This is a genomic window from Roseivivax marinus, from assembly GCF_900109705.1.
Classification (GTDB): Bacteria; Pseudomonadota; Alphaproteobacteria; order Rhodobacterales; family Rhodobacteraceae; genus Roseivivax; species Roseivivax marinus.
Window position 1 is genome coordinate 68,423 of sequence record NZ_FOAI01000007.1, and the last position, 12,042, is coordinate 80,464.

General features: G+C 68.4%; 16 protein-coding genes. 3 read left to right on the top strand and 13 right to left on the bottom strand.

From position 1 onward, the window contains the following. Window positions 1-53 precede the first annotated feature (53 nt). From BMX29_RS10360 to folK, 13 genes are all read right to left on the bottom strand, one after another. Window positions 54-389: a DUF1491 family protein gene (locus BMX29_RS10360; protein WP_092812474.1), complete on the bottom strand. Its 336-nt coding sequence runs from the start codon at window positions 387-389 to the stop codon at window positions 54-56. Continuing rightward, window positions 382-1,290 (bottom strand): GTPase Era, encoded by a 909-nt coding sequence (gene era, locus BMX29_RS10365; protein ID WP_092812476.1) that lies wholly within the window; start codon window positions 1,288-1,290, stop codon window positions 382-384. Before era ends, BMX29_RS10360 begins: the two co-directional genes overlap by 8 nt. Further along, complete coding sequence (locus tag BMX29_RS10370) at window positions 1,287-2,207, bottom strand: DMT family transporter (RefSeq protein ID WP_244889210.1); 921 nt, start codon at window positions 2,205-2,207, stop codon at window positions 1,287-1,289. Before BMX29_RS10370 ends, era begins: the two co-directional genes overlap by 4 nt. Continuing rightward, window positions 2,204-2,890, bottom strand: coding sequence for a ribonuclease III (gene rnc, locus BMX29_RS10375; protein ID WP_092812480.1), 687 nt, complete (start codon window positions 2,888-2,890; stop codon window positions 2,204-2,206). Before rnc ends, BMX29_RS10370 begins: the two co-directional genes overlap by 4 nt. Then, complete coding sequence (gene lepB, locus BMX29_RS10380) at window positions 2,887-3,729, bottom strand: signal peptidase I (protein ID WP_092812482.1); 843 nt, start codon at window positions 3,727-3,729, stop codon at window positions 2,887-2,889. The genes rnc and lepB overlap by 4 nt, the downstream gene beginning before the upstream one ends. Before the next feature lie 89 nt (window positions 3,730-3,818). Continuing rightward, window positions 3,819-4,220, bottom strand: a complete 402-nt coding sequence (gene acpS / locus BMX29_RS10385; protein ID WP_092812484.1) for a holo-ACP synthase — start codon at window positions 4,218-4,220, stop codon at window positions 3,819-3,821. Continuing rightward, window positions 4,217-4,678: a nucleoside deaminase gene (locus BMX29_RS10390; protein WP_092812486.1), complete on the bottom strand. Its 462-nt coding sequence runs from the start codon at window positions 4,676-4,678 to the stop codon at window positions 4,217-4,219. The genes acpS and BMX29_RS10390 overlap by 4 nt, the downstream gene beginning before the upstream one ends. Next, the gene (locus BMX29_RS10395) at window positions 4,675-5,127 is read right to left on the bottom strand and encodes a hypothetical protein (RefSeq protein ID WP_092812488.1); all 453 of its coding nucleotides are present in this window, start codon (window positions 5,125-5,127) and stop codon (window positions 4,675-4,677) included. Before BMX29_RS10395 ends, BMX29_RS10390 begins: the two co-directional genes overlap by 4 nt. Continuing rightward, window positions 5,124-5,876 carry a pyridoxine 5'-phosphate synthase gene (locus BMX29_RS10400; protein WP_043845170.1) on the bottom strand — a complete coding sequence of 251 codons (753 nt, stop codon included), beginning with the start codon at window positions 5,874-5,876 and terminating at the stop codon, window positions 5,124-5,126. Before BMX29_RS10400 ends, BMX29_RS10395 begins: the two co-directional genes overlap by 4 nt. A gap of 65 nt (window positions 5,877-5,941) precedes the next feature. Further along, window positions 5,942-6,592, bottom strand: a complete 651-nt coding sequence (locus tag BMX29_RS10405) for a DUF2062 domain-containing protein (RefSeq protein WP_043845169.1) — start codon at window positions 6,590-6,592, stop codon at window positions 5,942-5,944. 33 nt (window positions 6,593-6,625) lie between these two features. Beyond that, window positions 6,626-8,764: a RelA/SpoT family protein gene (locus tag BMX29_RS10410; protein ID WP_092812490.1), complete on the bottom strand. Its 2,139-nt coding sequence runs from the start codon at window positions 8,762-8,764 to the stop codon at window positions 6,626-6,628. A 31-nt stretch (window positions 8,765-8,795) separates the two neighbouring features. After that, a complete protein-coding gene (gene rpoZ / locus BMX29_RS10415; protein WP_043845166.1) occupies window positions 8,796-9,149 on the bottom strand; it encodes a DNA-directed RNA polymerase subunit omega in 354 nt (117 codons plus the stop codon). A 110-nt stretch (window positions 9,150-9,259) separates the two neighbouring features. Then, window positions 9,260-9,856, bottom strand: a complete 597-nt coding sequence (gene folK / locus BMX29_RS10420) for a 2-amino-4-hydroxy-6-hydroxymethyldihydropteridine diphosphokinase (protein WP_092812493.1) — start codon at window positions 9,854-9,856, stop codon at window positions 9,260-9,262. A 112-nt stretch (window positions 9,857-9,968) separates the two neighbouring features. Here folK and BMX29_RS10425 point away from each other — a divergent pair, with 112 nt between their 5' ends. The 3 genes from BMX29_RS10425 (at window position 9,969) to ispH (ending at window position 12,031) form a co-directional block, all read left to right on the top strand. Further along, window positions 9,969-10,535 carry a LabA-like NYN domain-containing protein gene (locus tag BMX29_RS10425; protein ID WP_043845163.1) on the top strand — a complete coding sequence of 189 codons (567 nt, stop codon included), beginning with the start codon at window positions 9,969-9,971 and terminating at the stop codon, window positions 10,533-10,535. A 19-nt stretch (window positions 10,536-10,554) separates the two neighbouring features. Then, window positions 10,555-10,992 (top strand): YqaA family protein, encoded by a 438-nt coding sequence (locus BMX29_RS10430; RefSeq protein ID WP_092812495.1) that lies wholly within the window; start codon window positions 10,555-10,557, stop codon window positions 10,990-10,992. Between the two features lie 88 nt (window positions 10,993-11,080). After that, window positions 11,081-12,031 (top strand): 4-hydroxy-3-methylbut-2-enyl diphosphate reductase, encoded by a 951-nt coding sequence (gene ispH / locus BMX29_RS10435; RefSeq protein ID WP_092812497.1) that lies wholly within the window; start codon window positions 11,081-11,083, stop codon window positions 12,029-12,031. Window positions 12,032-12,042 lie beyond the last annotated feature (11 nt).

Genomic DNA, 12,042 nt, shown 5'->3' on the forward strand with positions numbered 1-12,042 from the left:
GCTGCCGCGCGGGCCCGCGCAATCTTTTTAGATAAAAAGATCGCGCGCGGGGATCAGGCGAGGCCCGGCTCGTCCAGCAGGTGGCGGCCGTGGCGGTCCTCGATCTCGACCACCCAGAGGTCGGGATCGGTGCTGCGGTCTCGGGCGATGCGGGTGTCGATCTCGGCCTCGGGGCCTTGGGCGATGCTTTCCCACTTGCGGGTGTCTGTCATCAGGTCGAAGCGGCGGCTGAACAACTCCGCCGTGCCGTCCATGCGCGCCACCTTCACGAGAACCGCGCCCGCGGTCGTGTCACCCTTGGCCGTGACGAAGGCGGGAATGCCCGCGAGGTCGAGTCGCTTGCGGTAGGCCGCGACCCAGACCTCGGTGGCAAGGCGGGGCTCAGCCATCGCCGTCGCGGAATTCGAGGCCCATCTCGGAATAGCGTTCGGCCTCTTCCAGCCACCCCTCGCGGACCTTCACCTGCAGGAACAGGTGCACGCGACGGCCGAGGAACTCCTCGATCTCGGTGCGGGCGGCCTGTCCGATTGCCTTGACGGTCTCGCCCTTGTGGCCGAGCACGATGCCCTTGTGACCGTCGCGCGCCACGTAGATCACCTGGTCGATCCGCGCGGAGCCGTCCTTGCGCTCTTCCCAGGCCTCGGTCTCCACGGTCAGCTGGTAGGGCAACTCCTGGTGGAGGCGCAGGGTGAGCTTCTCGCGCGTCATCTCGGCGGCAATCATCCGCATGGGCAGATCGGCGATCTGGTCCTCGGGGTAGAGCCACGGGCTTTCGGGCAGGCTCTCGGCCAGCCAGCGGCGCAGATCGTCGCAGCCATATCCCTTCTCGGCGGAGATCATGAAGGTCTCGGCAAAGCCGTAAGCCTCGTTCAGCTTCGCGCTGAGGGCCAGCAGTGTCTCGGCCTTCACGCGGTCGATCTTGTTGATGGCGAGCGCCACGCGGCGGCCTTCGCCGATTTCGGGCAGGCGTTCGAGGATCGCTTCGACGCCTTCGGTCAGGCCGCGATGGGCCTCGATCAGCAGGACCACCACATCGGCATCCGCGGCCCCGCCCCAGGCGGCCGCGACCATGGCGCGGTCGAGCCGGCGGCGTGGCTTGAACAGGCCCGGCGTGTCCACGAAGACGATCTGGCTGTCGCCCTCCAACGCGACGCCGCGCACGCGGGCGCGTGTGGTCTGGACCTTGTGGGTGACGATCGACACCTTCGCTCCGACCATCCGGTTGAGGAGCGTGGACTTGCCCGCGTTGGGCTCTCCGATCAGGGCGACGAATCCGGCGCGGGTGGTCATGGTGTGCTGTCCTTCCTGGCGACCGCGGCATCTACCGCGCCCGGGGCCATTTGGCCAGAGGTCCGGCGCGCGCGCCAGAGGGTGTAGAGGCCCGAGCCCACGATCAGCGCCGCGCCGGCGAGCGTGGGCCAGTCGGGGCGCTCTCCGAACACGACGAAGGCGAGGATCAGCGCGGCCAGAAGCCGGGCGTAGCGGAAGGGCGCGACCACGGAGACCTCGCCCGTCCGCATGGCAAGCGTCAGGGCGAAGTAGGCCGACACCCCGCAGAGCGCGGTGGCGCACAACAGCCCCGCCGCGCGCGCGTCCGGCGGACCGGGCCAGCCGCCTTCGGCGATCAGAATCACCGCACCCGCCAGCGTGACGGTGGCGAAACCGGGAATGCCGAGCTGCGTGGCCGAGATCTCGGGCGGGCTGGCGCGCGTGGCGAGGTCTCGGGCCGCGAAGCCGATCATGCCGAGAAGCGCGAAGAGCGCGCTTGGCGCCACGCCGTCGAGGCCGGGTCGCAGGATCATGAGCACGCCGCCGAATCCCACGCCCATCGCGATCCAGCGGCGCGGTCCGACGGGTTCGGCGAGAAACAGCGCCGCGCCGAGCGTGACCACCAGGGGCGCCGCCTGAAGGATCGCCGAGGTCACGGACAGGGGCGCGTAGGCCAGCGCGAGCGCGAAGAACAGCCGCCCCATGACCTCGAAGCCCGAGCGCACCAGCATCGTCTTCCCGAGATAGCCGCGCGTCCACACCGGCAGGCCCGCCCGCCGCACCAGCGCCGCGTAGATCGTGAGGCCAAGCAGCCCGAAGATCAGCGTGCCGAGGCCGGGAGAGACCCCTGTCGTCGCCGCCTTGAACAGCGCATCCTCCACTGCGAACCCCATCATCGCCGCGACCATAAGGGCGCTGCCGCGAAGGTTGGGGGTCACTGCCGCCCCTCGAGCCGGTCCAGCAGCTCGGCGGCGGCGGCCTGTTCGGCCTGGCGCTTGGACGAGGCTACGGCCGAGGCGCTTTCGCCCGTGGTCAGGCGGGCCTCGATGGTGAAGACGGGCTGGTGATCGGGGCCCTCGCGGCCGGTCTCGACATAGGCCGGCGGCGAGAGGCCGCGGCCCTGCGCCCATTCCTGCAGCGCGGTCTTGGGGTCGCGGGCATCGCGCTCGACCCGGTCGATGCGGTCGCCCCAGAGCCGCAGGATCAGCGCTTTCGCGGCGTCGAAGCCGCCGTCGGCGTAGACCGCGGCGATCACCGCCTCCATCGCGTCGCCCAGAAGCGCCATCTTGCGCCGGCCCCCGGACATCCGCTCGGACCGGCCGAGGCGCAGCGCCTCCCCGATGCCGCAGGCGGCGGCCACCTCGGCGCAGGTCTCCTTGCGGACGAGGGCGTTGTAGCGCGGCGCCAGCGCGCCTTCGGCGGCAGAGGGGTCGCGGTCCAGCAGCGCCTCGGCCATGACAAGGCCCAGCACGCGATCGCCTAGGAACTCCAGCCGCTGGTTGTCCTCGCGGCCGGGGCCGGACATGGAGGAATGCGTCAGCGCGCGCGCCAGAAGCTCCGGTCGGTCGAAGCGGTGGCCCAGCCGGGCCTCGAGGTCATTGAGCGCCGCCGAGCGCTTCACTCGATCTTCTCGAAGAAGCGGTCGCCGCGCCAGGTCCAGAAGAACAGCATCGAGCTGCCTGCCGACGAGAACACCACCCGCGAGGCGCGGCCCACGAGGTTCTCGAACGGCACGAAGCCGACGCCGCCCGCGACGGCCGGCACGCGGCTGTCCGACGAGTTGTCCCGGTTGTCGCCCATCATGAAGTAATGCCCCTCGGGCACCTCGTAGACCGGTGTGTTGTCCGAGCCCTGGTTCGAGATGTTGAGGATCGAATGGGCGACGCCGTTCGGCAGGGTCTCGACCAGCTTTTCCTTCTCGCAGGCGCCACCGTCGCCGACGGGCCCGTTGGCGCAGCGCGGCCGCAGACGCTGTGGCCCTTGCGGCTCGGCGATTTCGGTGAAGGTGCCGTCGTCCTGGATCTCGACCGGCTCGTCGTTGATATAAAGCAGGCCCTCGCGGACCTGGATGCGCTCGCCCGGCAGGCCGATCACGCGCTTGATGAAGTCGCGGCCGGTGACCGGGTGGCGGAACACGACGACGTCGCCGCGTTCGGGCGCCGTGCCGAAGAGACGCGTGTTGTCGCCGTCGAGGAAGCCGCAGAGGTCCGAGGCGTCGATGTCGATGCCGATCCCGGGCAGGTAGAGCGACGGGCACGAGGCGTAGGAATAGCCGTAGGCCATCTTGTTCACGAAGAGGAAGTCGCCGATCAGCAGCGTGTCCTTCATCGAGCCGGACGGAATCCAGAACGGCTGGAAGAACAGGGTGCGGAAGATGCCGGCGATCAGAAGCGCGTAGACGACGGTCTTGATCGTCTCGAGAATGCCGCCGCCGGACGACGTCTTCTTGTCCTTCGCCATGGGGCTGCCTTCCTGCCTGCGCCTGCCGGGGCTTCATGGGCGCGGGGGGGCGACAAGTCAAGCAAGCGGGGGTGCGGCGGGGTGGCGCCTCAGGGGCGCGGGCGGGCCTCGATGACCACGAACGCCTGCGCCCACGGATGGTCGTCGGTGAGCGTGACATGGATGATCGCCTCGTGCCCCTCCGGAGTCATCTCGGCCAGCCGGTCGCGCGCCCAGCCGGTCACCTCCATCACCGGCTGGCCGGTGTGCAGATTGGCGACGGCCATGTCCTTCCACGCGATGCCCATACGGAGGCCCGTGCCGAGGGCCTTGGAACAGGCCTCCTTGGCGGCCCACCGCTTGGCGTAGGTGCCCGGCGTGTCGGCGCGGCGTTCGGCCTTGCGCTGCTCGACCTCGGTGAACACGCGGTTGCGGAAGCGGTCGCCGAAGCGCTCGAGCGTCCTGGCGATACGCTCGATGTTGCACAGGTCGGTGCCGACGCCGAGGATCATGCGCCGTCCTCGTAGATATGCGCCACCCGGTCGGCGCCGTGCCCGCCCGACCAGTCGAACCCGTCATCGGCCGCGCGGGCGAAATCGTCGATCGAGAGCTGCGGGAACTGGAAGAAGGCCGGGGCGCGCTCCTGCGTCATGGCGAACACCAGACGGTCGATCCCAGCCCACCGCATCGCCGACAGGCACATCTCGCAAGGCTGCATCGACGCGATGAGCGTGGCGCCTGACAGGTCAGTGCGCCCCAGCGCCTGCTGCGCGCGAGCCATGGCCACGATCTCGGCATGGCGCGAGGCGTCGCAGTCCTGCGCGCTTTCGTTGTCGCAAAGCGCGAGCGTCTCGCCGTCCATCACCACGGCGGCGGTGAACAGGATGCCGCCGCCCTCGTCGGCATGGCGCTGCACGGCACGGTCGATCACCGCGTCGAGGGCGCGAAGTTCGGCGTCGGTCGGGGTCATGGCATGTCCTCCTGCGTGGCGTCGACCACCCCGGTCTGCTGGTTGATCCGGAGGCGCAGGCGCCGCGGCGTGCTGGCCGTGCCGTCGTGAAGCGCCACCGGCACCTCGAGCGATAGCCCCGTGGCCGGGTCGTAGGCCGCCTTCGTGCCGGGGAGGTCGATGGCGTAGAAGCCGCTGCGGTCGTCGGCCGAGATCAGCACGCAGACCTGTCCCGGAAGCTCCGGGTCCGGCAAAAGCACCATGAGGTGCGCCGAGCAGCAGGCAGGTTCGCCGCCGGTGTCGAGGTGCAGCAGCCGCACGTTGCCGTTGGCGAAGGTGCGCACACCCTCCTCGACCGGGAGGACGAGGTTGCGGGCATTGGCCTCGAACGTGTCGCAGTCCCGGACCGCCGCTGCCTGCGCCCCGGTCGCGGTGGTCAGGGCCGCCGTCAGGAGCGCCGCCCGGATCATCCGCGCGCGCTGTCCATCAGGCGCCGCATCTCGGCGATGGCGGGTTTGAGGCCCACGAAGACGGCCTCGCCGATCAGGAAGTGGCCGATGTTCAGCTCGACGATCTGCGGCAGGCCGGCGATGGGACCGACGGTGTCGTAGGACAGACCGTGACCGGCATGGACCTCGAGCCCGGCCTCGGTCGCGACGGCGGCCATGTCCCGCAGGCGGGCCCACTCGGCGTCGCGCGCCTCGATGTGGCCTTCCGCGTGGTAGTCGCAATAGGCCCCGGTGTGCAGCTCGATCACGTCGGCGCCGATCTCGGCGGCGGCGGCGACCTGCGCCGGATCGGCCGCGATGAACAACGACACCCGCGCGCCTGCGTCCCGCAGCGGCGCGATGTAGTCGCGGAGCCGGTCGGCGTCGCCCGCCACGTCGAGCCCGCCCTCGGTGGTGCGCTCCTCGCGCTTTTCCGGCACCAGGCAGACGGCGTGCGGCCGATGCTTCAGAGCGATCCTCTGCATCTCTTCGGTGGCGGCCATCTCGAAATTCAGCGGCACGGTCAGCATCGCGGCGAGGGTCGCGATGTCCTCGTCACGGATGTGGCGGCGGTCCTCGCGCAGGTGCGCGGTGATGCCGTCTGCGCCGGCCTCTTCTGCCAGGCGCGCGGCGCGCATGGGGTCGGGCACGGCCCCGCCGCGCGCGTTGCGCAGGGTGGCGACGTGGTCGATGTTGACGCCGAGGCGCAGGCGGCCCTGGGGCTGGGTCATGGTGGTCTCCGGATGCGGGCGGGCGCGTGTGTCTGGCGGCAACCTAGGGCGCCGGCCGGCCCGCGTCAGCCATGATCTTCGCTCTTGCGTCCGGGCTTTTTCGCCTTGAGTGCCGCGAGCTTGGCGGCCAGCACGCCACGGCGGCGGTTCTGGTAGGCGCGGATGATCGGCACGGTGATGTAGTAGGCCACCAGCCCGCACACGATGCCCGGCACGATGCCGCCCACGAGATAGGGATAGAAGACCTGGTCGTAGAACAGCGCCAGCCCCTCCCATTGCGGGTGAGCCGGTGTGAAGAGCGCGACGAAGTTCGCCCAGAGGTCGTCGCCCGCGTCCATGAACTTGCCCCCGAGCGACGTGTGATCGGCCGGGTCGGTCCGGATGCCGAGCATCCAGTAGCCCGTGGTCATCGAGATCACACCGATGGGCAGGTAGGTCAGCGGGTTACCGAAGAAGGTGCCGAGAAGCGCCGCGATCACGTTGCCGCGCAGGATCACGGCGAGCGCCGCCGAGATGAAGAAGTGCAGACCGTAGAACGGTGAAAACGTGGTGAAGACCCCGGCAAAGACGCCGCGGGCGATCTTTTCGGGGGTGTCGGGCAGCCGGTTCACCCGGTGTTGGACGTAGCGTGCTGCGCGCGCCCATCCGCCTCGTGGCCAGACGGTCTGGGAGACGATCTTCCAGACCGGCCGTTTGTCCCGTCGCTTGAAGACCACTGTCGTTCCCCGGTGTCGTCCGTTCCTAGCGCGTCACTCCGCGGCCGCGGCGCCCTCGGCCAGAGCGGCCTCCCTGCGCCGTTCGACCGTGGCGACATCGGCCTCGGCGTCAAGGGCGGCCATCACGCTGTGGAGATGCTCCGCGTCACGCAGGTCGATGTCGATGAACAGCCGGAAGAAGTCGGGCTTGCGGTCCATGAAGTGCAGGTCCGAGATATTGGCACTTCGCTCACCGATCAATGTGCAAATCCGTCCCAGAACTCCCGCGTCGTTCCCGATCGTGAGATCAAGCGTGACGGTGTAGACCGCAGGGTGGTTGCCGCCGGCCCAATGCAGGTCGATCCAGCGGTCCGGCTCGTTCTCGACAAGGGCCAGAGCGGTGCAGTCGATGGCGTGGACGATCACGCCCCGGCCGCGCCGTGCGATACCGACGATGCGCTCGCCCGGCAGCGGCTGGCAACACGGCGCGCGGGTGAAGCCCTGATCGTGATCCAGACCGATGACCGCACGCTTCTGGTCGACGGTGCTGTTCTCCTTGGGGCGCAGGTCGGGGTAGATCGCGTGCACCACCTCGCGCGCCGACAGCTCCGCGGAACCGAGCCGCGCGAGCAGGGTCTCGGAATCCGGCAGGCGCAGGATCTCGGCGGCCTTGGACAGGGCCTTGTCCGATGCCTTCTTGCCCATGCCCTCGAACGCCGAGCGGGCAAGTTCGCGCCCGAGCTTGATGAAACGGTCTCGGTTGGCCTCCCGCAGGCTGCGCCGGATCGCCGAGCGCGCCTTGCCGGTCGTCGCGATCTCGAGCCACGTGGCCTGCGGCGACTGGCCCTCGGCGGTGATGATCTCGACCGACTGGCCGTTCTTGAGCCGCGTCCACAGCGGTACGCGCAGACCGTCGACCTTGGCGCCCACGCAGGCGGCCCCGATCCGCGTGTGGATCGCGTATCCGAAATCGAGCGGCGTTGCGCCCTTGGGCAGCTTCACCACGTCGCCCTTGGGCGTGAAGCAGAACACCTGGTCGGAATACATCTCGAGCTTCACGACCTCGAGGAACTCGTCGTGGTCGTCCTCGCCGTCGAACTGCTCGGTCAGCTGGCTGATCCACTTGGCCGGGTCCACGGCGAAGGGGTTCTGCGCGCGCACGCCGTCGCGGTAGGACCAGTGCGCCGCGACGCCGGTCTCGGCGACCTCGTGCATCTGGCGGGTACGGATCTGCACTTCGACCCGCTTGCCGTCGCGCCCGGACACCGTCGTGTGGATCGAGCGGTAGCCGTTGGTTTTGGGCTGGCTGATGTAGTCCTTGAACCGGCCCGGCACCGCGCGCCAGCGCTGGTGGATCGCGCCGAGCGCGGCGTAGCACTCGGCCTCGGTTCGGGTGATGACGCGGAAGCCGTAGATGTCCGACAGCCGCGAGAAGCCCATCTCCTTCTCCTGCATCTTGCGCCAGATCGAGTAGGGCTTCTTGGCGCGGCCGAAGACCTCGGCGTCGATGCCCACCTTGTCCAGCTCGTGGCGCATGTCCGAGGTGATGCGGTGGATGACGTCCCCGGTTTCCTTCTGGAGGTTGATGAACCGCCGGATGATCGAGGCGCGACCCTCGGGCTGAAGCACGCGGAAGGCCAGGTCCTCGAGCTCCTCGCGCATCCACTGCATGCCCATCCGCCCCGCGAGGGGGGCGTAGATGTCCATTGTCTCGCGCGCCTTCTGGATCTGCTTGTCCTGCCGCATGGCGCGGATCGTGCGCATGTTGTGGAGACGGTCGGCGAGCTTCACGAGGATCACCCGCAGGTCCTTGGACATCGCCATGAACAGCTTGCGGAAATTCTCGGCCTGCTTCGTCTCGGAGGACGACAGTTGCAGGTTTGTCAGCTTGGTCACGCCGTCGACCAGGCGCGCGACCTCGGGGCCGAAGGTCTTGTCGATCTCGGAATAGGTGGACTTGGTGTCCTCGATCGTGTCGTGCAGGAGCGCGGTCACGATCGTCGCGTCGTCGAGCTGCTGCTCGGTCAGGATGGCGGCGACGGCGACGGGATGAGTGAAGTAGGGCTCACCCGACTGGCGGGTCTGGCCCTCGTGCATCCGGGCGCCGTAATCGTAGGCCGCCCGGATGAGGTCCGCATTGGTCCGCGGATTGTAGTTGTGCACCAGCGCGATCAGATCTTCGGCCGCGATCATCGCAGAGCCTCCATCGCGCCGGTCAGGGACCTCAGCCCTGGCCCTGCGCCTCCATCAGCGCGCGCAGCAGCTTCTCTTCGGACATGTCGTCCTCGGCCGGCTTGTCCGGCTCCGCGCCCATGAGCAGCGCCATCGCGTCGTCCTCAGGCTCGTCGACCTCGATCTGGGTCTGGTTCGACTCGATCATCCGTTCGCGAAGCTCGTCCGCCGACTGGGTTTCTTCGGCGATCTCGCGCAGGGCGACGACGGGGTTCTTGTCGTTGTCGCGCTCAACGGTGATCGGAGCGCCCGACGACACTTCACGCGCCCGGTGTGCGGCGAGCAGCACCAGATCGAAGCGGTTGGGAACCTTGTCGACGCAGTCTTCCACGGTCACGCGGGCCATGATGCCTCCAAACTCGGGAGTTTCCTCGAAAGCCGGACGTCTAACGCGGATCGCGGGGCTTGACAAGAGTGAAGGATCGCGCATCGGCGCCCGTCGGGCGCTGCGCGGCATCAGAGCGGAACGATCCCCGCGCGCGCCTCCGGGGGCAGGGCGTCCAGCATCTCGCGCACCGTGCGATCGAGGGTCGGATGCCGCCATCCGGGCGCCACGTCGGCCAGCGGAACGAGGACGAAGCCGCGATCCTGGATGCGCGGATGCGGCAGGATGAGTCGGTCCGGCGCCTCGACCGCCTGTCGCTCGGCGGCCAGATCTCGCCAGCGCTCGTGCGTCTTTTCGTCCGGAAGCGTCTTTCCGCCTATCGCGAGAAGGTCCAGATCGAGGGTCCGGCCGGCCCATCGCGCGGACCTCTCGCGACCCGCCTCGGCCTCCACCGAATGCAATATCTCGAGCACTCTCTCGGGGGCGCAGGGCACCGTGACCAAAGCCGCCGCATTGACATAATCCGGCCCGGCTCCGGCGGGAAAACAGGGGGTTGCGTAGAAACGGCTGAGCCTGCGCAGCCGCAATCCGCGCTCCGCGAGATGCCGCAGCGCGGCGCCAAGCGCCTTCTCCGGGCGGCCGAAACGCCCCGGCAGATTGGCTCCTAGTGCAATCAGCCCATCTTGTCCGATTTGGGTAATGGTCGTATCCTTTTGGGATATGTTCATCTTGGGTGTTTGGCTTGAAGCCTGACCCAATCTATCTATTTTTCAGCGCTCAGGGTGCCACCCCTCACACTCACGGCCTACCGGCACCCGATATTCCACGAAGGGACTTTTAATGTTTTACAAGGACGAACGGCTGGCGCTGTTCATAGATGGATCGAATCTCTACGCCGCTGCCAAGGCGCTGGGCTTCGACATCGACTACAAGCTCCTGCGACAGGAATTCGTTCGCCGCGGCAAGATGTTACGGGCGTTCTACTACACCGCGCTTCTTGAGAACGACGACTATTCCCCCATCCGCCCCCTGGTCGACTGGTTGCATTACAACGGGTTCACCATGGTCACCAAACCGGCCAAGGAATACACCGACAGCCAGGGCCGCCGTAAGGTGAAGGGCAACATGGATATCGAACTGACCGTCGATGCCATGGAGCTTGCCCCGCGAATCGATCATGTGGTCCTGTTCTCCGGCGACGGGGATTTCCGTCCGCTGGTCGAAAGCCTGCAGCGCCAGGGCGTGCGTGTGTCCGTCGTCTCGACGATCCGCAGCCAGCCCCCGATGATCGCCGACGAACTGCGCCGCCAAGCCGACAACTTCATCGAACTCGACGAGCTGCGTGAAGTGATCGGACGTCCGCCGCGCGACCAGTCCGACCGCAACGTCGAAGCCGTGAACAGCTAAGGGCGGACCAGCCAGCGCAATGTGGCCCGATCTCGCCGCGCTGGGCGGCCTCTTCGCGGCGGCTTTCGGCGCAGCCACGATCCTGCCCTTCCAATCCGAAGTTGTCTTCGTCGCCCTGCAGCTGCGTGACGCGGCAGCAATCGGCACGCTCGTTGCCGTAGCGAGCCTCGGAAACGTCCTCGGAGCGGTGGTGAACTATGTCCTCGGGCTTTCGTTCGAGCGGTTCCGCCACCGCCGCTGGTTCCCGGCCACCGACCGCCAGCTCGACCGAGCGCAGGGCTGGTGGAGCCGCTGGGGTGTCTGGACTCTCCTGCTCAGCTGGGCGCCTTTCGGCGACGCCTTCACCGTCATCGCCGGCATCATGCGCACGCCGGCGTGGCTGTTCGTTCTGCTCGTCACCCTCGCCAAGACCGGTCGCTACGCGCTGCTCGCCTGGGGCACGGCCGCGGCCGCCTGAACGCGCCCCGGCCTGCGAAATCGTGCGCCGCCCCCCACTGGATCCACTCCCGCCGATGGCTTAGCTCTGGGGCCGAAGGAGACCGACCATGACGCTGCCGCCGCTCACGCTCTATCTCGCCGCGCCACGGGGCTTCTGTGCCGGCGTGGACCGCGCCATCAAGATCGTCGAGATGGCCCTCCAGAAATGGGGCGCGCCGGTCTACGTGCGCCACGAGATCGTCCACAACAAGTACGTGGTCGACAGCCTGCGCGAGCAGGGCGCCGTCTTCGTCGAGGAACTGGACGAGTGCCCGCCCGACCGCCCGGTGATCTTCTCGGCCCACGGCGTGCCCAAGGCCGTCCCGGCCGAGGCCGCCGAGCGCGAGATGGTCTACGTCGACGCCACCTGTCCGCTCGTCTCCAAGGTCCATATCGAGGCCGCGCGCCACAGCGAGAACGGCCTGCAGATGGTGATGATCGGCCATGCCGGCCACCCCGAGACCGTGGGCACCATGGGGCAGCTTCCCGAGGGCGAGGTCCTGCTGGTCGAGACGCCCGCGGACGTGGCCACCCTGAGCGTGCGCGATCCCGACAAGCTCGCCTTCGTGACGCAGACGACCCTTTCGCTGGACGACACCGCCGAGATCGTCGCCGCGCTCAAGGCTCGGTTCCCCAACATCGTCGGCCCCCACAAGGAAGACATCTGCTACGCCACCACCAACCGGCAGGAGGCGGTCAAGGCGATGGCACCGGATTGCGACGCGCTGCTGGTGGTGGGTGCGCCCAACTCGTCGAACTCCAAGCGTCTGGTCGAGGTCGGCGCCCGCGCCGGGTGCCGCTACGCCCAGCTGGTGCAGCGCGCCGCCGACATCGACTGGCGCGCGCTCGAGGGCATCCGCTCGCTCGGCCTGACAGCAGGCGCCTCCGCCCCCGACGTGCTGATCGAGGAGGTGATCGACGCCTTCCGCCAGCACTACGACGTGACGCTCGAGACGGTGACCACCGCCGAGGAACACGTCGAGTTCAAGGTCCCCCGGGTCCTGCGCGAACCTGCCTGAGGCCGCGGGCG